Below are 25,731 nucleotides of genomic sequence, written 5' to 3'. Positions count from 1 at the left end.
ATGAAACATGAGCGATGATATGTATCCCAAAGCCACCGCAGAAGTAGCGCAGCGACGCCGCGAACTAAGCCCTGGACCGACCGAGGCCTTCGAGAATTTTTCAAAGGCTGTGTTTGCTGAGGGTGCCTTAGATGAAGTGACTAAGCAATTAATTGCTGTTGCGGTGGCGCATGTAACCCAATGCCCCTATTGCATTAATGGCCACACCAAGTTGGCTAAACGCAAAGGTGCCACCCCAGAACAGATTATGGAAGCCATTTGGGTGGCAGCCGAGATGCGGGCCGGTGGCGCTTATGCGCACTCAACTTTGGCGTTACACGCCATGGGCGAAATTCCCCACTAACGGTTCGGTTTGCGGTGAGATCAAACAAAAATCTGTGAACCACAACGGCGCTCCACCAGTACACTAGGGGCAGAGAGTGACGAGCAAACGGTCCGAGGTGATCGAAATGAAGACTCTCTTAGCTGGATTTGGCGATCCGAACGACGCCGCAGGCCCCTTAGATTGGGCTCGAACATTGGCCGATGTTTCCTCGGCTGAACTTTATGTGCTCTCAGTAGCTACTCCATCGTTTGCTGAACGTAACCCCACTAGCTGGGATGCGCGAGAAGCAAGCATCGAAGCTAGCGCTGAAGAAGCACTAGAACGCTTACACGACGGTTTGCCTACCACCACAGTGGTGGCCGACCACCCTCGTCAAGCGTTGATTAAACAAGCCAATGAAATTGAAGCTGACCTTTTAGTGGTGGCTAAAGAAGAAGCTGGTGGCCCCAGAGGTTTTGGCCTCGACGGGCCCCAACACTGGCTTTTGCATCACGCTGGTCGCCCGGTAGCGGTGGTTACCCCAAACCCTCCTAACCTACTCACGAGCCCGGTGTTGGTGGGGGTCAACGGGAGCGAAGCCAACGAGGCTGCTATAAGTTTCGCCGGGGAAATGGCCCAATCGCTAGGCACGCAGCTCTTAGCGGTCTGCGCCTACGATCCATCGCTAGAAACCTTGCGCAAACCCCACGACGTGCAGCTTTACGCCAACAAGCTACAAGCACAAATGGCTGAAATTACCAACACGCCAGTGCGTATGATCATGCACTACGGTGATCCCAAAGAAGTGCTTTGTAGAACGGCCACCGAAGAACAAGCCGCAGTGCTTGTAGTGGGCACCAAAGGCGCGGTCAGTTTGAACGGCCGGTTGTTAGGCACTGTGCCGACGCACCTAATGGACTGTTCACCCTGCCCGTTCGTGGTGGTACCCCACTAAGCGGGACCGTCGTCATCGGGCGCAGCGCCCAGCATCAGGTTACAATCTGGTCGATCTCGGCGAGAAGGTCGGGGGTGAGCGCGGCCAGCACCCGCTTGGCTCCCATGTTTTCGCTCACTTGAGTGGGGGTGGATGCCCCAGTGATCACCGTCGACACGTGGGGGTTGGCGGCGCACCAGGCAATGGCTAGCTGCGAGAGCGTGCAGTCGAGACGCTCGGCCACACTGCGCAGCTCGCGTACTTTGGCGTTGCGTTCGGGGTTGGTGACCGCGGCCCGCAACCACTCGTAGCCCTCCAGGGTGGCCCGGCTGCCATCAGGCACTCCATCAATGTACTTCCCGCTTAGCATGCCTGACGCTAGGGGGCTCCAGGTGGTGAGGCCTAGACCAATGTCGTCGTAGAGGCGGCGATAGTCGCGCTCCACCCGACGCCGCTCGAAGAGGTGATATTGGGGCTGTTCCATCACCGGCTTGTGGAGGTGGTAGCGATCGGCAATGTCCCACGCCGCCCGGATCTCGTCGGCCCGCCATTCCGAGGTGCCCCAGTAGAGGGCCTTACCTGATGAGATGATGTCAGACATGGCCCACACGGTTTCTTCAATTGGAGTGTGGGGATCGGCCCGATGACAGAAAATTAGATCAATGAAATCAAGCCCGAAGCGCTCTAGCGACCCGTCGATGGCTTGGCTCAAGTACTTCCGGTTCAGGGTGTTGGTCATGTTGACCGTGCCCTTGTCGATGCCCCAAAAGAACTTGGTCGAGACCACATAGGAGTTGCGGTCCCACCCTAACTCGGACAGAGCTTGGCCCATGATCCGCTCGGATTCGCCTCCAGCGTATGACTCGGCATTGTCGAAAAAATTGACGCCCTCTTCTCGGGCGGCGGCCAAGCAATCGCGGGCCAGGCCTACGTCGAGCTGTTCACCGAATGTGACCCAAGACCCGAACGAGAGGGCACTCACTTGCAGGCCAGATCGGCCAAGACGATTGTAAGGCATTGTCGTGGTTTCGTTCGTCGGTGCTGCTGTCATAGTGGGCCTCCCAGATCGAAGTTGAGCTTTCCAGGTGTGCGGAAGTAACGGCATTCTTGCACGTCCTTCAGTCTCGTCCGCCCGCCCGGACCAGGCACATTCATCATGGCTGTCACGCTAGGTGATAATTTCAACAAGAAACCGTATCCCGTACGTTTTAGTTCTCATCACCTCTAGCAATGTGTAAGGCTAGGGACATGAAAATTGGGATGGGGATAAGTTACACCGGTGACCCAAAAGCCGCCGGTGATCGTGCCGCAGATTTGGAAAAGGCCGGGGTAGACATGCTCTGGGTAGCGGAGCTTTATAGCTTCGACGCCGTGAGCATCTTGGGCTACCTCGCTGCCCGCACCGAAACCGCGGAATTAGCATCGGGAATTTTGCCACTCTACTCGCGAAGTCCGGCCCTGATCGGTATGACCGCCGCAGGCCTAGACGCCGTTTCAGGGGGACGTTTTGTGTTGGGCTTGGGTGCTTCTGGTCCCCAAGTAATTGAGGGCTGGCACGGCGTTCCATACACCAAGCCGCTGGCCGCCACCCGAGATGTCATCGAAATTTGTCGCAAGGTGTGGCGTCGCGAAGTGGTGGAGCACGACGGTGAGGTTTATACCTTGCCGTTGCCGCAAGACCAAGGCACTGGCCTTGCCAAGCCACTCAAGATCATCAACCACCCGGTACGTGAAAACATACCGATCTATATCGCCAGCTTGGGCCCCAAGAACGTGGAAATGACCGCCGAAATTGCCGATGGTTGGCTGCCCACGGTCTTCCACCCCGACAAGGCTCGCGATGTTTGGGGTGCCGACATCGATGCTGGTATGGCCAAACGCGACCCTGCCTTGGGCGGCCTCGATATTGTGGGCGGAGGCACCGTAGCCATCTGTGACGAGGCTACCGCCGCCAAGCTTAAAGACGCCCAGCGTCCTGGTATTGCCCTTTATGTGGGTGGCATGGGTGCTCGCAGCAAGAACTTCTATAACAATGTTTTTGCCCAATACGGCTACGAAAAAGAAGCCAAAGAGATTCAAGATCTCTACCTTTCGGGCAAGAAAGAAGAAGCCGCTGCCGCTATCCCCCAAGAATACCTTGACGCCATAGCCCTGGTGGGCGACGAAGCTCAAGTGCGGGATCGGGTGTTGGCCTATCAAGCCGCTGGTGTGACCCAAATGCGCATCACCCCTGTGGGTGACAACCCGGCCGAGCTGATCGACAAGATCAAGACTTGGACCGCTTAACTAGACCTGGTGCCGAAGTGAACTAACCCCATAGGTGTTAGGTTCACCAACGCTACCTCGATTGAACTGGTACCTAAAGGCCCTGATGGCCGATCGGGTACCAGTTCTATTTTTCATCTACTGCAACACCTGGCATCTCGTTTGATGCGTGTCCGAGCACCTCACCACGATGGCGCTGTGCAGGGCGTTAGCCGTGGCATGCCGTAGCTCACTCAACGCGGTAAATGCCGCCCGCTAACGACATCACGTACAGCTCGCCGTTGGGACCTTCACCAAAAGAAGATACCTGCCCGCCTGGAACCTCAAGCCCAAGAGCCACGGCTTCATAACCGTCTCCATTGGCACTACGAACTAAAGCCGAAATGCTGGGGTCGCAGTAGTCGCTATACAAATAGGCACCGTCGAGCGCCGGAATGGCCGTTCCTCGATAAACATAACCCCCAACCACGGAACAGCCGGGGCCGTGTTTATAGGTGTAAACCGGCGGAATGTAACCCATTGGTTCTTCGCCCCCGTCGTAGGGCTCATGTCCTTCAAAAATAGGCCAGCCGAAGTTGGGTATCAGAGCCTCGGGTAAACGAAATTGAGGAAGCATGTCGCCTCGAAGCACCGAGATTTCTTCAATGGCGTCTTGGCCCACATCGGCCACCCACAAATCGTCGGTTGAGAAATCCCAAGCAAATCGCCACGGATTACGCAGGCCAATGGCCCAAATAGCCGGTTCTAAAGTCTCGGGATCGAAACGAATGATGCTACCCAACACCGATTTCGGGTCTTGGGCGTTGTTGTGGGGGTCGCCACCGCTACCTCCGTCACCCAAACCCAAATACAAGGCACTATCGGGCCCGAAAGCTAAATGTCCGCCGTTATGGTTGGAAAACGGCTGCTCTGCCTCAAAAATTTGGCGTTTAGAGGTCTGATCGACCCCAGTGTCGTCAAGGTCGTACCCTTCCACCACCGTGTTGCCGTTCAAGTCGGTGTAGCTCAAGTAAATCTGTTGGCCATTAGGGCTTAACGCCAAGCCCAACAAGCCTCGTTCGGAACCGGTAGTGGTCTCCACCGCTATTAAAGGTTCACCCACGCTTACCTCGGCGTTTTGCAGCTCTAGTTTTCGTACCGTGCCACCTCGTTCAGCCACGTACATTGAGGCTTCACCCGGTAACGCTGCCATTGCAATTGGGGCCTCAAGCTCTGCCACTGGTGTTAATTGCAACGAGAGTTCCGCCAGTTCACCGGCTAGGTCGTCATTCCCATTCGTGCTTTCGCCCGGAGCCTCGCTGTTGTTGTTTCCGCGGTCGCCGTTGGTGTCGGGTTGAACCGTTTCTGACCCCGGTAACGAAGTGCTGGTAGAGCTAGCATCGCTTTCGTGCGAGTTTGAGCTACTACAGCCAACCGTCGCCAATAACAGGGCCAAAAACAATGCAAAACTCTTGAGAACACTCCTGTTAACCATAAGATTCCCCTGGCTTCAACCAGAATAGGCCGAATGACTAGTAGCACTTAATGCTAGGCCTAGTACGATCATCGCCGATGACCACCGCTTCTTTTGAACGATTCCGCGACTTGCAGCGCGCTCATGGTTTGCGAGCGCTTAAATACGCTTCGGTTTCGGTGGTCGGCATTGTGGTGACCCAGATTCTGTTGGTGCTCGCCTACCAAGGTTTCAACTGGGGTGGGGCGGCTTCCAACTTCTTTGCTGTGACCGGGGCCTCGGTGCCCGCCTATATTCTGAATCGTCGTTGGGTCTGGCAAAAAAGCGGCCAGCACAGCCTCCGCCGTGAAGTGTTGCCCTTTTGGGGTGTGTCGCTATTGGGCCTCATTCTCTCTACCGTTGCGGTTGGTGTTGTGACCCGCTGGTGGGATAGCCAACTTGTTCTTAGCGGCACCAACATCGCGGCTTTTGGCGTGTTGTGGGTTGGCAAATACATGTTCTTGGACAAGCTGATGTTTGGCAATACCGAAACTTCAACTGGCCTGGCAACCGAACTCTAAAACTGGTTGCCATCACCAAAGGGCAATTACCAAAGGCTAATTACCCAAGGACAAACACCAAAGGGCAACCGCCAAAGAAAGAATCGTTCATATAGTGTCCGACACAAGCTCCTCCGCTACTTCGACAACATCAACTTCCCAGACAACCTCACCGCCTCGTGAAGCTGTCTCACCCAAGCCGGAAAGCGCACGCCGGAGCAACGAAATGCCCGAAGCCGCACGCCAAGCTGCCGAAGCGGCCCGTGGTTTTATGCCCACCGACGAAGGTTTGGCGCTTTATCAAGCTGCGGTTGAAGCCGAGGCCGGTCCATTCTTAGAAATTGGCAGTTACTGCGGAAAATCGGCCATTTATCTGGGCACAGCCGCCAAAGAACGCCAAACCGTGCTTTTTGCTCTCGATCATCACCGGGGATCCGAAGAAAACCAGGTGGGCTGGGAATGGCACGAACCCGACTTGGTCGACGACACTATTAACAAGCTCGACACCTTACCCACGTTCCGCCGCACCCTTTACCAGGCCGAACTAGAGCCCTTTGTGGTGGCGATAGTGGGTGATTCTCCCACCGTGGGCCGATACTGGACGACCCAGTTAGGGTTCCTGTTTATCGATGGCGGCCACGGCACCGAACCGGCTCATCGCGATTATGAAACCTGGGTACCCCATGTGGCCATAGGCGGAACACTTGCCATCCACGACGTCTTCCCGAACCCCAAGGACGGTGGCCGTCCGCCCTATGAGATTTACTTACGAGCCATCAACTCGGGTGCTTTTCACGAAATTTCAGTTACGGGCTCGTTGCGGGTGTTAAAACGTATTAAGCCTAATCAGTAGCTTCAGCGATCGACTCCACGGTCTTAGTCGGCCCCGAAGTGTCGCCCGATTCGATAGATTCCACCGATTCGAACTCCACCAAAGAAGCAATGACCTCATTGGTAGTGAACATGGTTGAAGCGGCGCTCGTGCCGTCTAAAGCGTCTGCTGCTAGCACCACGGCGGCTGCGGTATAGGTGCTTTGTTCGGCGGCGGGGAAACGCTCCTCGTCGGGGTACACGGTACCGGTCCAGTAGCGGCCATCGGCGGTACGTTGGGAAGCAATCCAGCTGAAAAGCTCGCGAGCTTTTTCAAACTCACCAGCCGCGAGGTGTGCCATGGTGCCTTCACAGGTTTCAGCCACCGTGATCCACGGACGGTCGTGCACACAACGGATGCCCTTACCCTCCATCACAAACTGGTCGTAGCGTTGCGCCAAATGTTGCCGGGCTGCTTCACCAGTAACTACGCCTGCTAACACCGGGTAATACCAGTCCATGGCCCAGCGTTCTTTAGGTTCAAAAGCTTCGGGAATGCTGCGGATAACATGGGCCAATCGTGCCGCGGAAAGTTCCCAATCCGGTCGTTCATGGCCTAGTTCATGGGCAATAGAAATGGCACAGCGAATACTGTGAGCAATGCTCGATGATCCGGTGAGCAAGGCGAAAGGCCAGGGGGTGCCATCGGTGTGACGGGCCCAGAGAATTTCGCCCCGTTGGGTTTGCAAATCGAGTACGAAGTCGATGGCGGGCTCGACCACACGCCACATAGTTTCTAAGAAACCACGGTCATTGGTTAGGGCGTAGTGGTACCAAACCCCGGCCGCCACATAGGCACACACGTTGGCATCAAGCTTGTGATGCTTCACCCGGTCAGGCAGATAATACTGATGCCAAGAACCGTCGGGCCGTTGCATGGCTTCCAGCCAGCTGTAGGCGGCTTCGGCTTCGGATATTAGCCCTACCCGCGACAGTGCCATCGCGGCTTCAGTGTGGTTCCAAGCGTCGGCCTGGCCGTTCGGCGTCCAGGGGATCATGCCACTGGGTAGTTGCCATTCCGCGATGGCTTCGGCTGTAGCTTTTACCTCGGCAGAGGTAATGAGACCCGCCACCTCAGGGGCCGTTATTGAAGCGTTACCCACCCGCGTTCTCCTTCACTGGTTTGCGTGCATAAACTGCAATGCTTTTACCCAAGAGCGGGTTCAGGATCTGTTCACTGCGACGTGTGATCGCAGGGGCCTTCATAATGTCCCAGGTTAAGAGCTTGTGGTAGGCCTTAACAGCCTGATTCTCGTCGTTCGTGGGCCCCACGGCACATTTCAACCACCAATACGGACTGTGCAAAGCGTGGGCTTTATGTGATCGATACGGAGCTAGCCCAGCGTTTTCCATCATGTTGGTAATTTGCTTTTTGGGGTAAATACGAAGGTGTCCGCCAACCGCAATTGGGGCGTGGTATTCCTCAGAAAGTTTCCAACACACAGTTTCGGGGAACCGGGCGGGCACCGTAATGGCAATGGTGCCACCGGGTCGTAGCACCCGGGCCAGTTCGCGAACCGCCAAAGAATCGTCGGGCAGATGTTCAATTACTTCCGAAGCGATCACCCGGTCGAAACAAGCATCGGGGAACGGTAGTCGGTGGGCATCACCTCGCACCGCCCCGGCGGTTGCGCCAGTTGGGACCTCGCCTGCCTCATACATGGCACCGTAAGTAGCTCGAACCTGTTTCAGCTCTTCCAAGGCGTAGTCGAATGCCACCACCGTCGCCCCTTGCCGCAAGCCTTCAAAAGCGTGCCGCCCGAAACCGCAACCCAAGTCCAACAAACGTTCACCTGGGTTCAAACCCAGTTCTTCATATCTAACCGTTAACATCTACCGTGGCCATTCCTCTAGAAGCGCCCTGTATTGTTCCACAGTTGCTTCCGCTGTGTGTCGCCAACTCCAACGTTCTATAACTCGATCACGTCCGGCAGCACCAATACGGTCACGTGCTTCGGGTGAATCTAAAGCCCGAGCTATCTCTGCCGCCAAAGCCACTGAATTGCCGGGTTCCACTTGGAAACACGTTTCGCCAGCCGCGCCGGTAACTTCGGGCAGCGCGCCGCCGGTAGTCGCTACCAGTGGCACGCCACTGGCCATAGCCTCAATGGCCGGTAGTGAGAAACCTTCATATAAAGATGGCACCACGGCTAGCTCGGCTTCGGCGTAAAGTTCAACAATTCGCTGATCGGGCACCCCGCTAATAAAGGTGACGTGCTCGGTTAAGCCGAGTTCATCGATGGTGTGAGCAGAAGGTCCGCCCGGTTTAGGCTTGCCAATAACCACAAGCGATACATCTCGGGTTTTTCGTAATTCGGCCAAAGCTTCCAGCAAATAACGTAAACCCTTCATGGTCACATCGGCCGAAGCAGTGGTGATAAGTCGACCCGGCACTCGTTGCACGTGCGGCAGTGGCCTAAACAATTCGGGGTCAACGCCAACTGGTACTACATGAAGCCGTGCGGGGTCGACGTCGTGGTCTTTGGTGATGTCGCCAAAGGAAGACTCAGAAACAGTGATGATGCGGGTGAGCTTAGAAGCCACCCGAGTTTGCATCTTGGTGAAGGCGTACCAACGCGACTTGGAGAAACGGGTCCAAACGTTGCGAGCATGTTCCATCTCTAAACGCCGGTCAACTGTGATGGGGTGGTGAATTGTTCCGAGCACCGGCAGCCCCATTTTTTCAATGGCCAATAGCCCATAACCCAGAGATTGGTTGTCGTGTACCAGATCGAACTCACCAGTACGGCGACGTAGATGTTGAGCGGCGCGCACACTAAAAGCTAGAGGTTCGGGAAAACTGCCTGACATGAAATTGGTGACTTCAACTAGGTCACCCAAACCCTTAATCTCCCACGGCCCTGGCAAACGCATCGGAAAATGGTCGTTGTAAATGTCGAGGCTTGGGAGCTCCACCAGAGGAACTCGTGGATCGAGCTCGGGGTAGGGCTGGCCTCCCAACACTTCTACGTGGTGCCCAAGGTCAACCAAGGCTTTGGAAAGATGGCGGATATATACGCCCTGGCCACCGACGTGGGGCTTACCCCGATAGGCGAGTAGGGCTATACGTAACGGAGACTGGGCATCAGACATGAGGTAATAAGACTTATGTCCAAGAACGCTGTGGTCAAGTAGCACCTGTACATCGGTATAGGGCCTAAGTTGTTACCACGAGCGACCGATAAGAAAACCGATCACCAAAGACCCTGTTAATCGAACCGATCATGAATCACCTGTGGCGCTGCCATTTAGTGACGCCAATGTGATACTTGCGCGCCTAATTGAGCAGTTCGGCACTGATATTTACCGTCTGGCACGTTCGATTGTGAGTGATGAAGCCCTAGCGAACGATGTTGTTCAAGAAACGTTGCTTCGGGCTTGGGGTTCAATGGACCGTTGGCCAGAGGGTGACGTACCTCGGGCCTGGTTGCTAAAAGTCGCCCGAAACCAAGCTATCTCCATGTTGCGCAAGCGTCGTGACGAACCAATGGCACCAGAATCGCTCACCAATGTGGCCACTTCTGATAGGTCGACGGCTGACGTGGTGAATGACCGAGTGGCGGTAGAGCGGTTCTGGGCAGCGCTAGAGAGCCTTGATCCGCAAACACGTTCGATTGTAGTGATGCGTGAGATATCAGATTTGAGCTACGAGGAGATTTCAGAAGTGCTAAACCTGCCACTACCAACGGTTAAAACCCGACTGTTCCGAGCTCGCCGTAAATTGCAAACGATTCTGGAAGAGTGGAAATGAGCGGTCCAGATCCATCCCCACAATCAAGCCATCCGAACGATGAGGCGTTGAGCCTTTGGCTTGAAACTGAGCGACCAGGCCGGGTTGGGCAACATTTGTTGCGCTGCGAAGTGTGCTTAGACCGCTTAGACCATCTTTCCAAACTAGATGTGGCGGCGACGAATGCCTTGTCGCAGGCGCGTAGCCAGCCAGAAACAGCGATAATCGCAGACCAAGGGCAACTACGAAATCGAATTGCAAACCAAGAAGCCCTTTCGGGATTTCTCGAACTCTTTGCCTTGCCGTGGAGCATGTTGGATGTGATTTTGAACACCTCGAATGACGGAAATATTGAAGGGGAACAATGATGGATGATCTGTGGGCGGCAGCTATTGCCTTGGTGGCGGTGGGGGTTGTGGCTGGCCTGGTGGGTGCCAGTTTGATTTATCGCATCTTGACCAAGGACCGTGATGTCGATCGGCTGTACCACGATTCAGCAAGAGCGATGGCCATATCATTTTTCGTTGTGCTCACCGTCTTGGGCTTGGTGCTAGCCAGTTCGGTGCTGGACGAAGAGTCATTTGAAGACTTGCCGCGGTGGTTTGCCGACCAACTACCCGCCTATATTGCAGCGGCCCTAATTTTAGTTGGTGGTAGGGCCTTGGCGTTGGCCGCTGGTGCCGCCCTTAGCCAGGGACTGGTTGGCGGATACTCTCGCTTGCGGTCACAGGCTGGATTGTTGGTTAGAACCGCTATTACTGCGGCCGCAGTGATTGTGGCTTTGGCTCAGGTTGGTGTGGACACCTTGTTACTGGTGTTAGCCGTATCGGCATTGGTTTTTGGGGTTGTAACCGCAGCTGCTTTGCTGGTGGGTTTAGGCGGACAGCATGTGGCCCAAGAGCTGGCGGCGGGCCGATATCTGGCGCGTATTTTGCGCCCCGGTGACCGGGTCGAGTTTGAATTGGGTCCTGACCGTTCACTGGTAGGAACAGTGTTGGCAATGCACCCGGGAAGTGTTGAGGTTTTGGAGCGCGAAGGCGTGGTCCGTCACCTACCAAATACCCAAGCCATGAACAGTGCTCCTCGGGTGTTGAAGGGCTAGCGGCCAGTTTAAAACTACGGTGCGGCCTGAGAGTCTGGTCAGTGTTCTAAGCCTCCGGCACTCGGTGGAGAACTTGTCAGAAAGCCTCATTTCAAAATTTCCTGACTTTAAACGCGACTTTCTGGGAAGTTGGAGCGTTGTATAGGCACTGGGCCAAAGCAACGAAATTCCAGTGCGTTGGAAGCTATTAGTTGGAAGATATTAAGCGTTGGCCCCAGGTCTTAGGAAAGGATTGGACTCCCGTTCCTAACAATTGCTGGTGGTCTCAATATCTGTGACCACCAGCAATTCTAGTTTTGGTGGCCTGATTGTGGCCTTTACGATAGTGGCCTTTCGGCTAGGCCGCTGTTTTCGGCCGGGCCATGAGCAAGTTGCGAACTCCGCTTTGATCCATGTTTTTTAATAAGTTGGCTACCAATATTGCTGCCATGGCCACAGCAATTGCTGGCAGGTCGCCCATCCGAGAGGCCCAGGTTTGCCCCACGCGCCGCTCGATCGATCCCTGAATCACCTTTTGCTCACTTATGGCGCTTCGCTCAACCACATGGCCATTCGGCGCGATCAACGCTGAGAACCCAGTAGGAGCAGCCTGGATGACCCAACGGTCATTTTCTAGAGCACGCAAACGAGACGAAGCGATCTGTTGGCTTTGTACGAAACTCAACCAGTAGGAGGACCCGTTGGTGGGATTCACAATGGCTTCGGCCCCCAACTGAACCCCCTCACGCGCTCGTCCTGCAAAGAACACTTCCCACGAAATAGGCGAAGCCAAAGGCACCCCGGCTGCGGTGACTAACGCTGGCGTTTGCCCAATGGCAGCGTCTTTAGCGGGTACCGCGCCCGAAAACATTTCGATGATGGTGCGCAGAGGCACAAACTCGCCGAATGGTACCCGCCGCACTTTGTCGTACCGGTCGGTCACCTCACCGGCAGTATCAATAACAAAAACAGCGTTCTTCCAAGTTGGGCCAGAGGTTGACTCGACGACCCCCACGATTACCGGAGCGTTGTGTTTACGGGCTAGTTCTCCCAAGGCGGCGGCTTCATGGGTTTCAGGGAAATTGTCGTCCACGTGCACAACGTTTTCGGGAAGCACAATTAGATCGACTGGGTCGACAATAGCGGCGGCAGCTTCCAGATGGCGGTTGAAAACCACCTCAGCATCGGAGGCCTGAGCCCGGGTGCGCTGGGGTCCACCGCCTTGCACAATGGCCACTTCCAACGCCCCAATGGTTTTGGTACCTGGCACCAACTGGGCTATTCCGAGGGTAAATAGAACGATGCTGAAACCGATGAAGGCCGCCAAACGTTCTCGACGTGCAAGCGATGCCACCGCCTGACCACAAATTACTGTGATCGCCACCAGCACCAATGGGCCACCTAGACGTACCACCGAAGCCAGCGGTCCGCCCACCTGGCCATGGGCCACCGTTGCCAAGGGCACACCCCCAAAGGGCCACGACCACCGCAACGCTTCGGCTAAGACCACAGCGCCTGGCAAAGCCACGCGCCGCACCGCGCCACCGGGCACGAAAATGGCGGCTACTCCGAAATAGGCCGAATAGAGCACAGCAGCGATCATGTATCCCGGTGCGGTCATGTCCCACATCCAGATCATGCCCATGCTCAGCCAAGTTAAGGCCACCAGCCAGGTGCGGAAGAAGCGTTGCCGGGCCCGAGTGTTCGCAATCAGATCGTCTAATAGAGCGAAACCCAAAATGCCTAGCGGCCACCAGCCAAACGGCGGTAGCGAACTGAGAATGGCCGCCCCGGCCAAGATACAAACCAAGGCCACGCTAAAGGGTTGTCGAGTTTTTGACTTATGAAGCATCCAGCGCCGGAACCGGGTTTCCTTCTTGGTCTAGGAGTTGCCAAAACACCACGATACGTTGACGAGACGAACCTTTTGGATGACAAGCAAAGGTAGTCGCCGTGTAACCATAGGTTTGGTCGGCTATCCAGACCTCGTCTTCATTGACGATTTGGGTGCCAGTGGCTACATAAGTGAAAGTTTCCCCGTTAGCAGTCTCAATGTTCATTTCGGTGCCTTCTTCAACCAGATCAAGATCGAAGAATGGGCGGGAATAGGTGGTGCGATGACCAGCGATTACCAGGTTTCCTAGCTGGCCTGGTGCTGCGGTACCGGGCCAAACGCTAGGCCCCAAGTTGATCGCCGACAACGTCATACCTACTTGTAGAGGCTGGTCGAGCCCAATCGCGGGAATCGACAAGCGTCCCACCGTTGGAATTTCATCCGTGGTGTAGGGCTCAAGCGGTAATAATTCCGGTACCGGTAGAGGTGGGAGCGCAGGCTCGGCAACGGTAGTGGTAGTGGTGGGTGGAGCGGGCTCTGCCAACAGAATCGGGTTCGCTTCTGGCGGCTCGGCTTGAGCGGTGGGTTCCGAGCTACAAGAAGCCGTCAAAGCCACGGTTAAAACAGCGGTAACCAGCGCAATCACAACCCGACGGGAGTGTTGCTTTAGATGGATGCGATTGAGGAGTGTTGGGGGCATGCGATCATCTCTATCGCTCACGACCCACTACGGGGCTGCACTTGATATCAGGTCTAACAGGATACATCGGTGCGGAAGTGAGTGTTCTTAGGGGGATTTGTGCGGCAATGAACGTAGAATGGTTAACCCTCTCATTTCGGCATTTCGTGAAAGAGCGCGATGGCCCCTTCTCACCCAGAACTGCAAGCTGAACAAGCCTATATAAACAAAGCTTATGATGCACTCGAAGCGGCACGAGCCTCGGCTATTCGGCTAAAAAACATGGTTGAGGTGGGAAAAGGTGGCACCGAACAAGCGCGCTGGGAACGAGAAGTAATCCACGGCAACATCGCCACCCGGCTAGCTCAGCTTGATGTAGGTGATGCGGCACTGGTTTTTGGTCGAATCGACCACGACCAGAACTCGGGCGACGACTCATTCTATATCGGACGGGTAGCTGTTTCTGGTCCTCATCGGGAAGCTTTGGTAGTTGACTGGCGAGCCCCAATTGCTGAAGCGTTTTATCGTGCCACCCCGAAAGCGCCCCTGGGGTTGTCGCGTCGACGCCATTTTGCCACGCGAGGGCGGGTGCTGCTGGGAATCGAAGACGAGCTATTCGGTAACACCGAAGCTGTGTTGGCTGGTCGTGGCGAAAGCCTGGGTATCACTGGCTATGGCGCCCTAATTACTGCTCTTGAATCGTCGCGTTCAGGGCACCTGGGCGACATTGTGGGCACCATTCAAGGCGAGCAAGACGAAATTATTCGATCTGAATTGCCCGGAATTCTGGTGGTGCAAGGCGGCCCAGGTACCGGTAAGACAGTGGTGGCACTGCACCGCGCGGCCTATTTGTTGTATGAACATCGCTTTCCGTTGGAAGGCCAAGGTGTGTTGGTAATTGGTCCTAACCGGCTTTTCTTGGGCTATATCGAACAGGTTTTACCTTCCCTCGGTGAGGCCGGAGTTGAGCTTTCGGTCTTGGCCGACCTGGTGCAAAACGTGCGGGTCCAAGGTTCAGATTGGGGCATGGTCGCCCGAGTTAAGGGAGATTTGCGTGCCACTGGCTTGATCGCGCGGGCCATACGCGACCGCCAACGGCCACTACGCGAGCCACTAAGCGTTGGCTATGGGGTGACCAAATTAAGCCTAAGCGTCGATGAATCACAAAGAATTGTGCGCGAAGCTCGACGTCGGTACCGGCTTCATAACCCCGCTCGACGCTATGTCGAGACAGCCTTTTTCGAGGCTTTAGCAGCAAGTTCGCGTACCCCCGCTGAAGCAACGGTTGTGCGCGATCGGCTGCGCCGACATCCGGCAGTTCGCGAGGCCCTGGAATGGATGTGGCCCAAACTTTCCCCAGCGCAGCTTTTGCATGATCTTTTTGGCTCTATGGCTTTGCTAAAAAACGCATCGCAGAGTCGTTTACCAAAAGACGTCCGTAAACGTGCGGTTTCAAGACTCGGTAAACGGCTACCGGAAAGCTTTGCCGACTATGAATGGCAAGCTTTCTACCGTCCTTGGAGCGCTTCGGTTAACGACGTGGTTTGGACCACCGATGATGTGCCGCTCTTGGACGAGGCTTCCGAATTGCTCGGACCCCGAAATCGCCAAGAACCGATCGAGGTTCGCACCTACGGGCACATCATTGTGGATGAGGCTCAAGACCTCTCTCCCATGGCGCTGCGTATGATTGGACGCCGTTCCTTGAATGGTTCCATGACCATCGTGGGCGACATCGCACAATCCACTGGGGCGTGGGCTCACGACGATTGGGAAGAAATAATTGAACAGCTGCCACTCAAGCGCACGCCCCGGCGCAAAGAATTGACCGTCGGTTACCGAATTCCAGCGCCCAACATGCAACTCGCGGCCAAAGTTTTGCAGGTGGCGGCACCAGTCATCACACCGCCAATTTCCATACGAACCGAGGGTGACCCACCACGAATTATCAACGCCGAAGAACGGTCAGCCTTGGCCGATACGGTGTTAAAAATCACGCTTGAAGAAGTAACCGAAGTAGGCCAAGGCAACGTGGCGGTAATTGTGCCTGCCCAACTGCAAGACGAAATTTCCGGCGTCTTTAGTGAGGCGGGGGTGGAACACGGCCGAGCTGGTAAACATGGCCTTGAATCTCAAATAACCATTGTGCCAATTGGAATTGTGAAGGGTTTGGAGCTTGACGCCACTGTAGTGGTGGAACCAACCATGGTGATACAAGATGAAGCCCAGGGTTTGCGGGCCCTGTATGTGGCTTTAACTCGCGCCACTAAACGCCTAGCGATTGTGCACTCGGGTCAACTGCCCAACTTCTTGCAGCCGGGCTAATCCACCAAGGCGGCTGGTGCCGGAAGCGTATTAAGGCAAGAGGTCGAGTAGCTGCGCCCAGCCGCCCCGAGCGGCGGTTGGGACCACATGATGAGCCATAGCTAGGGCCAATGGGTCGGCATCGGCTGGCGTAACAGCTACGGCGGCCGCTTCGAGCAGTTCCAGGTCGTTCGGGCCATCGCCAATGGCCATTACCCGATTCGGGTCAACCCCGAGTTCTTCACATATGGCCAATACGCCATCCCATTTCGAATGGTTCCTAGGTGCCACAGTGATGGTTGAACCGCCGCTATAGCCACGTTCGGCCATCAGATGAGCTGCACCAAAATCGTTCAGAGCCGCGACCACCTTTTGTGCTATCGGTGTAGGCAAACTGACCACCGCGAAATGCAACACCGGGTATTCTTTGACCACTTGGTCAAGTGGGGCACGGGCCAACCCCGAACCAAACTGTTCCAAATGTTCGGGATGTGTAGAAGGGTTTTGGCCCGCGAAGACATCGTATTTTGTGTCGGCTACGTAAACGATTGGCTCGATGCCAACGTTCAAGAAAACTTTGAGCACTAAAGCTGCTTCTTCGTTGCTGAAGCCCCGTTGGTAAACATGACGATTTGTGGCTAAATCAACCGCTAATGCCCCGTTTAACAACACTGCTGGTGGGGTAAGGCCATGGGCTACGAGGGGTGTTCGCGCAGAAGCAAGACGCCTGCCTGTGGCTACTAGAATGGGGTACCCACGGCGCTCAATTTCTGCCCAGGCTGACAACACTTGCGGGTGTATCTGGTGCGCTAGCTCCCACAAGGTGCCGTCGAGGTCGGTTACCAACAATTCCACTTGACCCATAGGTACGACCATAGATGTCACAGTGTCTAGCTAGCGTATAAGCGTGCCATTACCTTCATTCGCACCAGCGGTATCAAGCTGGTTTGAAACTAGCTTTAGTCAGCCGACCCAGGCCCAAAGCCAGGGTTGGGCTTCAATCTCGCGCGGTGAACATACCCTGATCTTGGCACCTACCGGTTCCGGGAAAACCTTGGCGGCTTTCCTATGGGGTATCAACCAGATGGTCGTCAACCCTCCAGCGACTTCGGCTAAACAAACCCGAATCGTTTACATCTCGCCGCTTCGGGCCTTAGCAGTTGATATCGAGCGAAATCTGGCGTCACCACTGGTGGGTATCAACCTTGCGGCCGAGCGTCTTGGCATTTCGGGCTATGTACCAACGGTGGGGGTACGTACCGGCGACACGCCAGCCAACATCCGTCGTCAACTGGTACGAGTCCCGCCCGACATTTTGATCACTACCCCCGAATCGCTGTACCTCATGTTGACCTCGGCCGCCCGTGAAACCTTGGCCGGGGTTGAAACCGTGATTATCGATGAGATCCACGCCATGGCACCCACCAAACGCGGCACCCACTTGGCGCTCACCTTAGAGCGGCTGGAAGAAGTTGCCGCCCAACCACCACAGCGAATCGGGCTTTCAGCCACCCAACGACCGCTCGACGAGATCGCTCGTTTCTTAGGTGGAAAGAACAACGATGGACAGTGGCGACCCGTGACCGTTGTTGACGCGGGATCGACCAAAACGCTTGATGTTTCGGTAGTAGTACCAGTGGACGACATGGCCGAACCCGATACCGACGGTCGATCTATTTGGCCCGCCATCCATCCTCCGGTGCTCGACTTGGTGAACGAGCACCACTCAACCCTCATCTTTGTGAATGCGCGTCGTGCTGCCGAGCGACTGGCGACGCGTTTGAACGAACTATCCACCCAAGGTTTGAACCGTGGTGGCGAAACTGATGGCAGTGCGCCCATGCCGGGCCATGAAATAGCCAAAGCTCATCATGGGTCTTTATCGAAAGAACGCCGGCTAATCATTGAAGATGAACTAAAGCGCGGCGAGCTGAAGGCTTTGGTCGCTACCAGCTCTCTCGAGCTGGGCATCGATATGGGTGCGGTTGATCTTGTGATCCAGGTTGAGTCGCCCGGTTCGGTAGCGCGAGGTTTACAGCGCGTTGGTCGAGCCGGGCACCAGGTCGGGGAAGCGAGTCGGGGGCGTATTTTCCCGAAACACCGCGGCGACCTCTTAGAAGCTGCGGTGGTGGTAGCCAGGATGAAAGAAGGATTGGTAGAAGCGACTACCTACCCTCGTAATCCTCTCGACGTCTTGGCGCAGCAGATTGTTGCCATGGCGGCCCTCGACGATTGGACCACGGCCGATTTGGCCCGGGTAATTCGACGTGCCGCACCTTATGCCGATTTGAGTGACGATATTCTCGATGCCACGCTCGATCTTCTATCGGGTCGTTATCCCTCCGACGAGTTCTCTGATCTTTCGCCACGAATTGTTTGGGACCGTGTTGAGGGCACCATCAGAGGTCGCAAAGGGGCGCAGCGACTGGCGGTTACTAACCCCGGCACCATCCCCGACCGGGGGCTCTTCGGAGTGTTTCTGCCCGATGGCACCCGGGTGGGGGAACTCGATGAAGAAATGGTGTACGAAACACGGGTTGGGGAAACTTTCTTGTTAGGGGCTACCACCTGGCGCATCGAAGAGATCACCCACGAACGAGTTGTGGTGACGCCAGCGCCTGGCCGTGTGGGCAGGATGCCGTTTTGGCATGGCGATTCGCCAGGGCGTCCCTTAGAACTGGGTATGGCCGTAGGCGCGACCACCAGACGGCTTCGTGCAATGACACCGGCCCTGGCTCATGAAGAGCTACGCGATACCCACGGGCTTGACGACCGGGCTGCCACAAATCTGCTGGCCTATTTTAAAGACCAGGCGGAAGCTACGGGTACCGTGCCCGACGACAAAACCATCGTGGTCGAACGTTTCCGCGATGAGATCGGCGATTGGCGGGTTTGCGTGCTCAGTCCTTTCGGGGCGCAAGTTCACGCTCCCTGGGCGATCGCGTTGCGTTCGAGATTGGAAGAACGCTGGAGCGTAAATATCGACCTCATGTGGAGCGATGACGGTATTGCAATTCGGCTACCTGAAGCTATCGACGACTTACCGCTTGATGAATTGCTCATCGACCCCGACGAAATTGATCGTCTAGTCACCGCCGAACTGCCAAAAACTGCTTTGTTCGCCTCACGATTTCGTGAGTGTGCTGGACGTTCGTTGTTGTTGCCCAAGCGCCGCCCCGACCGCCGAACACCGCTGTGGCAACAACGCCAGCGTGCCAGTGATCTAATGAACGTGGCATCGGCTTATCCAACATTCCCGATTCTTCTCGAAACTACCCGGGAATGCTTGAACGATGTCTTTGACCTACCAGCATTGCGCGAGGTGCTGCGGGGTCTACAGAACCGTTCGGTTCGGGTGGTAGCCGTTAACACGCCGACGGCCTCGCCCTTTGCCCAGTCACTCTTGTTCGGGTGGATAGGCCAGTTCATGTACGAGCTCGACGCTCCTTTGGCAGAGCGCCGAGCAGCCGCCCTATCGCTCGATAAAGATTTGTTGCGTGAGCTCTTGGGGGCCGAGGAATTACGTGATCTTCTTGATCCACAAGCGATCCTAGAGGTCGAAGACCTACTGCAACGCCGGAGTGCTAGCCGTGTCGCTCGCGATGCTGACGAGCTTCATGATGTGTTGGTGGCACTCGGTCCTCTGAGCGCAGTCGAGATTCGTCAGCGTTGTGAAGCCGACGAGTCGATGGTTGATAAATGGCTGCAGATACTGGAGGGTGAGAAAAGGGCCTACCCGGTGAATATCGGTGGTGTTGCCGAGTGGGCTTCAACCCAAGATGCTGGCCGTTTACGCGACAGCTTCGGGGTGAGTGTGCCCATCGGGTTACCCAGCGTTTTCACCGAGTCGGTACCCGACCCACTTAGTGGATTACTTGGTCGCTATGCGCAAACTCACGGACCTTTTCTCACCACCGAGGTAGCTTCACGTTTCGGGTTGGCACCGGGGGTGGTGCAGCCGTTTTTGGAAAGAATGGAAGCTAATGGCACGCTGCTTAGAGGCGAATTTCGACCCCAAGGTTTCGAACGTGAATGGTGCGATCCGAATGCTCTACGCCAAATTCGTCGTCGTTCCCTAGCTCGGCTCCGCAACGAAGTAGAGCCCGTCGATGCTCGGGCACTAGGACGCTTTTTGCCGGATTGGCAGGGCGTAGGCCGTGGCTTTAGCGGAATGGATGGCCTGGTTGAGGTGCTCTCAATGCTGCAAGGCGCCTCAATCCCGGTGTCAAGCTTTGAAAACGATGTCTTGGCGAGTCGACTCGACAACTATCAACCAAGCGACCTCGATTTTCTGTTTATGAGCGGCGAGTTGCTCTGGGTTGGTGCTGGTGCTTTAGGCGCAACTGACGGGCGAATCCGCGTAGCGTTTCGTGATCAAGCCCGCCTTCTCTTCGACTGGCCAACAATCGCTGATCCAGACAGCGACGGTGCCGGTAAGGCTCACCACGATGACACGGGGAACCGATTGGAATCTCGTGTCGCCACCGCTTGGTTGTTAGATCAGTCCGGCTCACACGATTTTGGTGCGACCCACCAGGCCATTGTCGAGTGTCTCGAACGCTCCGGTGCCTCATTTTGGCCTGAACTGGTGGCCGCGGTGGCTGCGGCCGGGTTGCCCTACGATGACCAGGTTGTGCTTAGTGCCCTGTGGGATTTGGTCTGGAATGGTTCTATTACCAACGACTCGTTCGCTCCGCTTCGAGCGTTGGGAACTCGTCCCGCCAAGCCAGCCTCCGCCAGCACCCGCCGGCGTGGACTACGTGCTGGCCATTTAGCTCGGCTAGGGCCCCCCGGAGCGTCTGGGCGCTGGTCGCTTGTGGCGCCACTGTTAATGGAACCTACTTCAGCCGCCGAAGCGGGCTTGGCGCGGGCCTCGGCATTGCTAGAACGTTATGGGGTTCTGTCGCGAGAAGCTGCGTTGGGGGAAGGCCAAAGTGGCGGTTTTGCTGGTTTGTATCCGGTGTTGAAAGAACTCGAAGAGCGTGGACGTATTCGACGTGGCTACTTCGTCGCCGGATTGGGCGCGGCACAGTTTGCGCTGCCCGGCGCGGTCGAGCGGTTGCGTGACATGCGTGATGCTGCCACGGGGGTGCTGGTACTGGCCGCCACCGACCCGGCTTCGCCTTATGGTGCTTCACTCAGCTGGCCTGGCTCCGCCGGTCGACCTTCGCGCAGTGCGGGCGCGTTCGTTGTTCTCACAGATGGTCGGCCAGTGGCCTACTTAGAACGAGGTGGCCGCTCCATTTTGGTTTTTGATGATGAAGCTGATGGGCAGTGGATCGAAGCCCTAGGTGAACTAGTCGACAAGGGGCGTTTCAGAAAACTGGAAATCGCCAAAATCGATGGTGTGCCAGCGGGGGAACATCCACTGAGAGACAGCTTCTTAGAAGCCGGTTTTGTGGAGGGATATCGCGGTTTGGTTCGCAGAGCGCTGGCCGTAACGCACAGAATGTAGCCATGAGCTCACTTGGACGCATCACTCACCTGTACCGATTCCCTTTCAAATCAATGCAAGGTGAAGCTCTTCAATCGGTACCGGTAGACGAAGGCGGTATTGACGGTGACCGCACGTGGGCATTGCGCGATCTAGAAACCGACAAAATCGTCAGTGCTAAGCGACCAAGTTTGTGGCGTGAACTACTGAACTGCCAGGCTCGGGGAGTGGGCCGTGAAGTAACGGTAACCTTGCCTGATAAGTCTGAATGGTCAGTCGTTGACCCCAAGTTAGAAACGGCCTTAAGCGAACTGTTTGGCCGTCCTGTAAAGGTTGAGTTGGCGACCCAGACCCAACAAGGTGTTTACGCTTCTGACTGGCCCGAAATTGAAGGCCTATCGCTGGCAGGTTCGGTAGACATTCCGGTAAATCTGGCTGGCCAAGGCACATCTTTTGTTGATGTGGCAGCACTACACTTCATCACTACCGCTAGCCTGGCGGCGCTCGCCGAACTGGTACCAGAAACCGGTACCGATCTGCGACGTTTCCGCCCTAGTTTGGTAATTGATACCAACACTGACCCTGGGTTTATCGAAAATGAATGGGAAGGCCGCACCCTGAAGTTGGGTGAGGTTCAAATTGAAGTTGGAGTTCCTACCCCACGCTGTGTGATGCCGACTTTGGCCCAAGGCGACTTGGCTTCGCTGCCTGAGGTTTTACGTACTTTGGCTAGTAACAATCGGGTGACCTCTATGTTGGGCACGTTTGCGTCGCTTGGTTCGTATGCATCGGTCAACGGTGCTGGTGTCATAAACGTGGGCGATGAAGTCACCTTCGCCTAGATCCGATTACGTCGGCTATGTGGCCATTAGTGGTCGCTAGCAGGCCACGACCAGCCATGGCTATATCATCAAGTTGCGAGCAACTTAGCCACGGCTGGTCGGACTAGGCGGTCTTATTATCTGGTCCTATTATTCTGTGGCGATAGCGTCCAACACGTTCAGCTTTGAAGCTCGTCGTGCCGGGCGAATTGCAGCTGCCACCCCTAATAATGCGAAGATCACCACGATCACGCTAAGACGCATATAGGGCACCGCATAAACCGAAAAACCTTGGGTGCTCAGCGTCTTGATCAGTACGTAACTTACGCCCAGAGCGTAAACAAGTCCTTCTAGTGTGCCGATGATTGAGATGATGGCAGCTTCCCAACGGATTGACGATCGCAGCTGACTACGGTTCATGCCCACGGCACGCAACAAGCCTAGTTCGCGGGTTCGTTCATGAATGGAGAGCGCCAAGGTGTTGGCAATTCCTATCAAAGCAATGAACACCGACAAGGCCAGTAGCCCATACAAAATGTTTAAGGCCGAATCAAGCTGTGCCACGATGCTGCCCATGAACTGATCACGATTGGCGACTTCAACCATCGGATACGGCTCTAACAGGTCCTCGATTTCGTCTTGTAAAGCCGAGACCGAGCTGTTGGTGGACGCCTTAACAAACACGATGCTGTCGGTGGCGTCGGGTACCGCCTTGTTCCAATCTTCGTGCGAGATGACGAACATGCCAAGCAGGAACGGATCGTCGCCCAGTGCACTCACCGTGTACTTAGAAGTTGAACCTGAGCGGAAGGTGAGCTGAATTGTGTCGCCAACGGCAATGTCGTTGTCACGGGCGACGCTACGGTCAACCACGATCTTGCCGCGCGACAGATCGGACAATGTCCCCTGAGCCATCTTTGTGCTGATGAGCTGAGTGAAGTTGTCGGGGTTGATCGCCGAAGCAAAGGTGACGATCTCTTTGCCCGAAGAGGTGCGAACTTGCGCGAAAGTTTGGCGAATTGACGCTAACTCGGCGACCTCGGGGAGACTGGCGACCTCGTCGGTGAGCGACAACGGGATGCCTAAGTCGAACACGTCCGAGCTAAGAATCAGATCAGCTTTCAGACCTCGATTGATTTCTTTGTCGATCGAGAATTTGGCCGAATGCGCAAAGATGGTGATGAAACCCACCAAGGCCACGCCGATCATTAAGGCTGCGGCGGTGGACGAGGTACGTTTAGGCGAACGTACAGCGTTTTGGCTGGCTAACTGACCACTAATTCCACGGGTAGCACCCAAAGGTATCCCAGCTAGCTGAGCAATAGGTTTGGCGATGGCCGGACCCAGGACGATCAGGCTCAAGAGCAAAAGTAACGCACCAATTCCAACGCCAATTAAGGCATTGTTGTCGGGCTCATCACCGAAGGCCGGGATGATCGAGAGTAGACCCAGCACCAGAGCAATCAATCCAAGAGCGCCCCGAAGTTTTGAAGTCGTCGAAGAGTCGGTTTCGATTTCGCGGATCGCTTCGATGGGTGCCACTCGCGTAGCACGGCGTGCTGGTACCAAAGCCGAAAAGAAGGTCACCACTAGCCCGGCGACAAGTGCCGTGATGATGGTAGAGGTGGTAACCGTAATTCCACCGGTGGCTAGTTCCATTCCGAAAGCATCAAGTGCTTGTCGCACCAACATGGCCAGGCCCATACCGCCTAGCAACCCGACCAATGCCGAAATCAGCCCAATGAAAGAAGCCTCTAGAAGTACCGACATCAGTACCTGGCGTCGTGACGCTCCAATGGCGCGCATCAGTGCCAGCTCTTTGCTTCGTTGGGCCACCAAAATTGAGAAGGTGTTGTAAATAATGAAGGCACCGACCGTAAGCGCAATAACCGCGAAAATCATGAGGAAGGTCGTGAAGAACGACAAACCTTGGCTCAGGTCATCGGCTCGCTCTTTGGCAGCGGCCTCGCCGGTAAGAATATTGAAATCGCCTGCGGAAGCAAGATCGTGCTGCAGGATCGACACCAGCTCATCTGGGGTGGTGCCAGCTTGGCCGTGAACCAAAATGGTTTCGAACTCGTCGGTGACACCGGCAAATTGTTGGGCCGTTTCGGTGGTGAAACCGGCGACTACGGCACCCAAGATGCTGGCTTTACCGCGAATGTCATAAGTCCCAACCAAAGTGAACTCTTGCGAGCCGAGAGCGGTAATAACCGTGACTTTGTCGCCCACGTGGAGGTCGCCGTTCTTAGCAGCTCCACGATTCAGAATCATTTCGTCGTTGGCTTCAACGGTGCGCCCTGTCACAAACTCATAGCTTGTTAAGGAGGCATCTGGAATAACCGCCTCGAGTATGGTTGGCGGTCCCTGATCGGCCCCTAAGGTTTCGCCGTCGGCGCCCAAGACGCGCCCAGACTGGGTTTGGATGTAACCGTAAGCAGAAGCCACTTCGGGTACGTCACGTACCGTTTCAACCAGGTCGGCGGGCACGTTGGCGCGCATGGCACCAAAACCAGAGTCAAAGAGCACCGGACCCCGAATTTGGGCGTGGACGCCGGGGTCGGCTTCACCCAGAACCGCCTTGATGGAGTGGTCAAGAGTGTCACCTAGAATCAGGGTGCCGCTCATAAAAGCAACCCCTAAGAGCACCGCTAGTGCGGTTGATAAAAGGCGTCGCTTGTAGAACCACAAAGACCTCAGTGTGGTGCGAAGCATTATTTAGGTACCTCAAGATCTTTCATTTGGTCGATGATCAGGTCACGTGTGGGCTGACGGATCTCCGAGACAATTTTTCCATCTACCAAAAAGACCACCCGATCGGCGATGCTGGCAGCTAACGGGTCGTGGGTCACCATGACAATGGTTTGTCTAAATTCGTCCACCGCTTGACGCATGAAATTAAGAATCTCACCGCCGCTGTTCGAGTCGAGGTTCCCAGTTGGTTCGTCGGCAAAGATAATTTCGGGCCGACTTGCTAGGGCCCTAGAGACTGCCACCCGCTGTTGTTGACCACCAGAAAGTTCTGCCGGACGATGGCCCAAACGGTCACCTAAGCCCACCGTCGCCACTACCCGGTCGAGCCAGTCAGGGTCTGCCTTGCGCCCGGCTAGAGACATGGGCAGCACAATGTTCTCTAGTGCGCTCAGCGTTGGAATCAGGTTGAAAGCTTGGAAGATGAAACCCACTTTGTCACGACGCAAGGTGGTTAGCTGCTTTTCCTTTAGCGATGAAAGATCGATATCGCCAATAAAAACCTGGCCTTCAGTTAGCGTGTCAAGACCCGCCAAGCAGTGCATTAGGGTTGACTTTCCTGAACCGGAAGGTCCCATGATGGCGGTAAAGCGCTCCCGCTCGAAGTCGGCATCAATGTGGTCTAGCGCCACAACCTTGGTTTCCCCAGAACCGTAGATCTTGGTTGCGTTTACTGCTTTAGCAGCAAATTTTGTCGACACATCTGTACTTGTCACCTGGCAACTCCGAACT

The 25,731-nt window shown here is 55.6% G+C and carries 21 protein-coding genes; 11 read left to right on the top strand and 10 right to left on the bottom strand.

Going from position 1 to position 25,731, the window contains the following annotated elements; genetic code table 11:
- Positions 1-7 precede the first annotated feature (7 nt).
- Together WC184_04655 and WC184_04650 are read left to right on the top strand one after the other, a co-directional pair.
- On the top strand, positions 8-343 hold the full coding sequence (locus WC184_04655) for a carboxymuconolactone decarboxylase family protein (protein MFA7477169.1): 336 nt from the start codon (positions 8-10) through the stop codon (positions 341-343).
- A gap of 76 nt (positions 344-419) precedes the next feature.
- Entirely contained in the window at positions 420-1,259 is an 840-nt protein-coding gene (locus WC184_04650) for a universal stress protein (protein ID MFA7477168.1), read from the top strand.
- 34 nt (positions 1,260-1,293) lie between these two features.
- Here WC184_04650 and WC184_04645 read toward each other — a convergent pair whose 3' ends face one another.
- Positions 1,294-2,256 (bottom strand): aldo/keto reductase, encoded by a 963-nt coding sequence (locus WC184_04645; protein ID MFA7477167.1) that lies wholly within the window; start codon positions 2,254-2,256, stop codon positions 1,294-1,296.
- A 230-nt stretch (positions 2,257-2,486) separates the two neighbouring features.
- On the opposite strand from WC184_04645, the gene WC184_04640 reads away from it, so the two are divergent.
- Positions 2,487-3,524 carry an LLM class F420-dependent oxidoreductase gene (locus WC184_04640; GenBank protein ID MFA7477166.1) on the top strand — a complete coding sequence of 346 codons (1,038 nt, stop codon included), beginning with the start codon at positions 2,487-2,489 and terminating at the stop codon, positions 3,522-3,524.
- 208 nt (positions 3,525-3,732) lie between these two features.
- On the opposite strand, the gene WC184_04635 is transcribed toward WC184_04640, so the two are convergent.
- Positions 3,733-4,977, bottom strand: a complete 1,245-nt coding sequence (locus WC184_04635) for a PQQ-dependent sugar dehydrogenase (protein ID MFA7477165.1) — start codon at positions 4,975-4,977, stop codon at positions 3,733-3,735.
- A gap of 77 nt (positions 4,978-5,054) precedes the next feature.
- Between WC184_04635 and WC184_04630 the strand changes: the two genes are divergently transcribed.
- Positions 5,055-5,516, top strand: a complete 462-nt coding sequence (locus tag WC184_04630) for a GtrA family protein (protein ID MFA7477164.1) — start codon at positions 5,055-5,057, stop codon at positions 5,514-5,516.
- A 205-nt stretch (positions 5,517-5,721) separates the two neighbouring features.
- Positions 5,722-6,348 (top strand): class I SAM-dependent methyltransferase, encoded by a 627-nt coding sequence (locus WC184_04625; protein MFA7477163.1) that lies wholly within the window; start codon positions 5,722-5,724, stop codon positions 6,346-6,348.
- On the opposite strand, the gene WC184_04620 is transcribed toward WC184_04625, so the two are convergent.
- From WC184_04620 to WC184_04610, 3 genes are read right to left on the bottom strand one after another with little or no spacing between them, the layout of a single operon-like run.
- Entirely contained in the window at positions 6,338-7,468 is a 1,131-nt protein-coding gene (locus tag WC184_04620) for a prenyltransferase (protein MFA7477162.1), read from the bottom strand. The genes WC184_04625 and WC184_04620 overlap by 11 nt on opposite strands.
- Entirely contained in the window at positions 7,461-8,198 is a 738-nt protein-coding gene (locus WC184_04615; GenBank protein MFA7477161.1) for a class I SAM-dependent methyltransferase, read from the bottom strand. The genes WC184_04620 and WC184_04615 overlap by 8 nt, the downstream gene beginning before the upstream one ends.
- Positions 8,199-9,458, bottom strand: a complete 1,260-nt coding sequence (locus tag WC184_04610) for a glycosyltransferase family 4 protein (GenBank protein MFA7477160.1) — start codon at positions 9,456-9,458, stop codon at positions 8,199-8,201.
- A gap of 142 nt (positions 9,459-9,600) precedes the next feature.
- Here WC184_04610 and WC184_04605 point away from each other — a divergent pair, with 142 nt between their 5' ends.
- The 3 genes from WC184_04605 to WC184_04595 are packed head-to-tail and all read left to right on the top strand — an operon-like array spanning position 9,601 to position 11,197.
- Positions 9,601-10,116, top strand: coding sequence for an RNA polymerase sigma factor (locus WC184_04605; protein MFA7477159.1), 516 nt, complete (start codon positions 9,601-9,603; stop codon positions 10,114-10,116).
- Positions 10,113-10,463, top strand: coding sequence for a hypothetical protein (locus WC184_04600; protein ID MFA7477158.1), 351 nt, complete (start codon positions 10,113-10,115; stop codon positions 10,461-10,463). The genes WC184_04605 and WC184_04600 overlap by 4 nt, the downstream gene beginning before the upstream one ends.
- On the top strand, positions 10,460-11,197 hold the full coding sequence (locus tag WC184_04595) for a hypothetical protein (GenBank protein MFA7477157.1): 738 nt from the start codon (positions 10,460-10,462) through the stop codon (positions 11,195-11,197). Before WC184_04600 ends, WC184_04595 begins: the two co-directional genes overlap by 4 nt.
- Before the next feature lie 337 nt (positions 11,198-11,534).
- Here the strand turns inward: WC184_04595 and lnt are convergent, their stop codons facing one another.
- Positions 11,535-12,992 carry an apolipoprotein N-acyltransferase gene (gene lnt, locus WC184_04590; GenBank protein ID MFA7477156.1) on the bottom strand — a complete coding sequence of 486 codons (1,458 nt, stop codon included), beginning with the start codon at positions 12,990-12,992 and terminating at the stop codon, positions 11,535-11,537.
- A gap of 25 nt (positions 12,993-13,017) precedes the next feature.
- A complete protein-coding gene (locus WC184_04585) occupies positions 13,018-13,731 on the bottom strand; it encodes a class E sortase (GenBank protein ID MFA7477155.1) in 714 nt (237 codons plus the stop codon).
- Between the two features lie 138 nt (positions 13,732-13,869).
- Here WC184_04585 and WC184_04580 point away from each other — a divergent pair, with 138 nt between their 5' ends.
- A complete protein-coding gene (locus WC184_04580) occupies positions 13,870-16,014 on the top strand; it encodes an ATP-binding domain-containing protein (GenBank protein ID MFA7477154.1) in 2,145 nt (714 codons plus the stop codon).
- A 30-nt stretch (positions 16,015-16,044) separates the two neighbouring features.
- Here the strand turns inward: WC184_04580 and WC184_04575 are convergent, their stop codons facing one another.
- Positions 16,045-16,857 (bottom strand): HAD family hydrolase, encoded by an 813-nt coding sequence (locus WC184_04575; protein MFA7477153.1) that lies wholly within the window; start codon positions 16,855-16,857, stop codon positions 16,045-16,047.
- 43 nt (positions 16,858-16,900) lie between these two features.
- On the opposite strand from WC184_04575, the gene WC184_04570 reads away from it, so the two are divergent.
- Positions 16,901-21,448, top strand: a complete 4,548-nt coding sequence (locus WC184_04570; GenBank protein MFA7477152.1) for a DEAD/DEAH box helicase — start codon at positions 16,901-16,903, stop codon at positions 21,446-21,448.
- Positions 21,449-21,450: 2 nt separating this feature from the next.
- Positions 21,451-22,269, top strand: a complete 819-nt coding sequence (locus WC184_04565; protein MFA7477151.1) for an MOSC domain-containing protein — start codon at positions 21,451-21,453, stop codon at positions 22,267-22,269.
- Between the two features lie 129 nt (positions 22,270-22,398).
- Here WC184_04565 and WC184_04560 read toward each other — a convergent pair whose 3' ends face one another.
- Both WC184_04560 and WC184_04555 read right to left on the bottom strand, forming a co-directional pair.
- Positions 22,399-24,963, bottom strand: a complete 2,565-nt coding sequence (locus WC184_04560) for an FtsX-like permease family protein (GenBank protein MFA7477150.1) — start codon at positions 24,961-24,963, stop codon at positions 22,399-22,401.
- Positions 24,963-25,715, bottom strand: a complete 753-nt coding sequence (locus WC184_04555; protein MFA7477149.1) for an ABC transporter ATP-binding protein — start codon at positions 25,713-25,715, stop codon at positions 24,963-24,965. The genes WC184_04560 and WC184_04555 overlap by 1 nt, the downstream gene beginning before the upstream one ends.
- Positions 25,716-25,731: the final 16 nt, after the last annotated feature.

Source organism: Acidimicrobiia bacterium, from assembly GCA_041676705.1.
Taxonomy (GTDB): domain Bacteria; phylum Actinomycetota; class Acidimicrobiia; order Acidimicrobiales; family SKKL01; genus Actinomarinicola.
This window is presented reverse-complemented; position numbering and strand designations above follow the sequence as displayed.

What these genes read in the sequence shown, in the direction of transcription:
- WC184_04565 (MFA7477151.1), top strand. Translation starts at nt 21,451, where the DNA reads ATGAGCTCACTTGGACGCATCACTCACCTGTACCGATTCCCTTTCAAA.
- WC184_04635 (MFA7477165.1), bottom strand. Translation starts at nt 4,977, where the DNA reads ATGGTTAACAGGAGTGTTCTCAAGAGTTTTGCATTGTTTTTGGCCCTG.
- WC184_04615 (MFA7477161.1), bottom strand. Translation starts at nt 8,198, where the DNA reads ATGTTAACGGTTAGATATGAAGAACTGGGTTTGAACCCAGGTGAACGT.
- WC184_04595 (MFA7477157.1), top strand. Translation starts at nt 10,460, where the DNA reads ATGATGGATGATCTGTGGGCGGCAGCTATTGCCTTGGTGGCGGTGGGG.
- WC184_04655 (MFA7477169.1), top strand. Translation starts at nt 8, where the DNA reads ATGAGCGATGATATGTATCCCAAAGCCACCGCAGAAGTAGCGCAGCGA.
- WC184_04645 (MFA7477167.1), bottom strand. Translation starts at nt 2,256, where the DNA reads ATGCCTTACAATCGTCTTGGCCGATCTGGCCTGCAAGTGAGTGCCCTC.
- WC184_04625 (MFA7477163.1), top strand. Translation starts at nt 5,722, where the DNA reads ATGCCCGAAGCCGCACGCCAAGCTGCCGAAGCGGCCCGTGGTTTTATG.
- WC184_04580 (MFA7477154.1), top strand. Translation starts at nt 13,870, where the DNA reads ATGGCCCCTTCTCACCCAGAACTGCAAGCTGAACAAGCCTATATAAAC.
- WC184_04600 (MFA7477158.1), top strand. Translation starts at nt 10,113, where the DNA reads ATGAGCGGTCCAGATCCATCCCCACAATCAAGCCATCCGAACGATGAG.
- WC184_04560 (MFA7477150.1), bottom strand. Translation starts at nt 24,963, where the DNA reads ATGCTTCGCACCACACTGAGGTCTTTGTGGTTCTACAAGCGACGCCTT.
- WC184_04575 (MFA7477153.1), bottom strand. Translation starts at nt 16,857, where the DNA reads ATGGGTCAAGTGGAATTGTTGGTAACCGACCTCGACGGCACCTTGTGG.
- WC184_04630 (MFA7477164.1), top strand. Translation starts at nt 5,055, where the DNA reads ATGACCACCGCTTCTTTTGAACGATTCCGCGACTTGCAGCGCGCTCAT.
- WC184_04610 (MFA7477160.1), bottom strand. Translation starts at nt 9,458, where the DNA reads ATGTCTGATGCCCAGTCTCCGTTACGTATAGCCCTACTCGCCTATCGG.
- WC184_04640 (MFA7477166.1), top strand. Translation starts at nt 2,487, where the DNA reads ATGAAAATTGGGATGGGGATAAGTTACACCGGTGACCCAAAAGCCGCC.